Genomic DNA, 1,735 nt, shown 5'->3' with positions numbered 1-1,735 from the left:
AAAGAGCACTTCCAAAAAGTTTTACATTGGTAGCTGAGCGATTGAAGACAGGAGATGCTTCTCAAGCTCTGACTGATTCGACCACTACTTACTACCTTGAAGTCTTACTTCGTCGCTTTGTCTATGGGGAACCGCTTCAACTTAAATCAAATCGTAGCGTTCGAGAAGCGGTTCTATATATTCTCGACCAGCTTGTTGAGTCAGGTTCTTCCTCTGCTTATCAAATGAGGGACGACTTTGTAACCCCCATATCACCAAATACGACATGAACATGACGAGGTTTCAGGGGGTTCAGGCAACTGGCACAGGTTTTCTGACGAGCGAATAATCCAAAGCTAGGCCAGGGGTTTTGGCCAACTGGCACACCACCCTCTGTTCAGTCCCGTTAAGTGGGATCTTCCCAACTCTCGGTGATCTAAGCTGGCTAATGCTCTGAACCCTAGCTTTTTATTCCTTTAGGCGATCGCGCTTGAAAATATTCGACAGAGATATTGCCGTTTAGCGCTTTTGAGTAGGTTCTCAGAGTGATACTGCGCTCGTGTCTCAAGAACAGCTAGCGATCGCTTGTCTTTTATCGAACACAGAGCCACCTTACTTATTACAAGGACGTTACAGGCGATCGCTCTGTGTTCGCTTATCTTTCAGCGATCGCATTAACATGTTCTCTTTTCATTGAAAGAGCGATTTTAATACAAGTTTTTACGCACAAATAACTTGTATTATTTAGAGGCGCTTGTTCGTATAAAACATGTTATATAATTTATACGCTTAAACATGTTTCATTTTCAGATAGAACAGGTTGAGCTTGAGACGCCTTAAACAATATGCCTAAAACGCTTGTACAGCTATCGGGTATCAGACTAACTGACACTGATACCAGGCTAATTAACACTCTCAAGAGAGAATAAGGGTGCTAGAGTACGGAGGATATAGGCTTTCAGCGATTCTTTGTGTAAATTAACGGGCTAAATGACGGAAAAATCACTCTTTTGGTAACAAGATATTTGGCACACCCGAAAATTCGGAAATTTTATGTAACCCTCTCAGGGTAGGTATTACGAGCTTTTACACTAGGGTTAGTCTGTAGAGAAACGTCATTTATGTTGTTACTCTTTTTGAGAGTTGATTTTAAGGATATAAAGATTGAAACCTTTCCAGGAAAAGGCTTTCAACGTTTTTGATTGACTGACATTTAGCCTGTTAAAACGTCAGATAGCGTGGTATCCGACATCAGATAACGTGGTATCCGACATAAGCTGTATCTACTTCTCTTGGAGCCTCTCTGCTAAATAGGCTCGGAAGCCGGCCATTTTGCCATTGTCACTCCAGCGTTTACCAAAACGCTTGAGGGATTCAATGAGGTGAGGGTCACCATCTTGGAGGGCGGGGTCGAAGCCAAGCAATTCACTTTGAGCAGGAAGCGCGCTCCAATCAGTCACTTCGGGTTGCCACCAAAGCACTCGACAGAGACGGTTGTACCAGTTGCCTTCCTCGTAGGGTTCGCTATCGAGGATTTCGACAATGTGGGTGAGTTTGCCGTTTTGGATGAGGGCGACCTGGTCCGTGGTGGCAAGCTTGTAAGCTTTATCGGTCCGAAATCCTAGTGGGAAAACAGTGACGTGGTTGAAGTCGATGGTCTGGGGCATTTCCTTGAGGCGATCGCGCGTATAAGCCCAACCGCTGGGGTCATAAATGACTTTGACCCAGGAGAGGTGCGAGAGGTCGAGGGGGTTCA

2 protein-coding genes are annotated in these 1,735 nt (G+C 44.9%); one reads left to right on the top strand and one right to left on the bottom strand.

Translation table 11 applies throughout. The features are described from left to right. Positions 1–269: hypothetical protein (locus tag QJQ48_RS28005; RefSeq protein ID WP_346294478.1), on the top strand; the 269-nt coding region annotated here is incomplete at its 5' end. Positions 270–1,262: 993 nt separating this feature from the next. Here the strand turns inward: QJQ48_RS28005 and QJQ48_RS28000 are convergent. Next, positions 1,263–1,735, bottom strand: a 473-nt coding sequence (locus QJQ48_RS28000; RefSeq protein ID WP_346294477.1) for a hypothetical protein, incomplete at its 5' end; no start/stop codon positions are given.

The organism is Sphaerothrix gracilis Ecp01, assembly GCF_030405905.1.
Taxonomy (GTDB): domain Bacteria; phylum Cyanobacteriota; class Cyanobacteriia; order Phormidesmidales; family Phormidesmidaceae; genus Sphaerothrix; species Sphaerothrix gracilis.
This window is presented reverse-complemented; position numbering and strand designations above follow the sequence as displayed.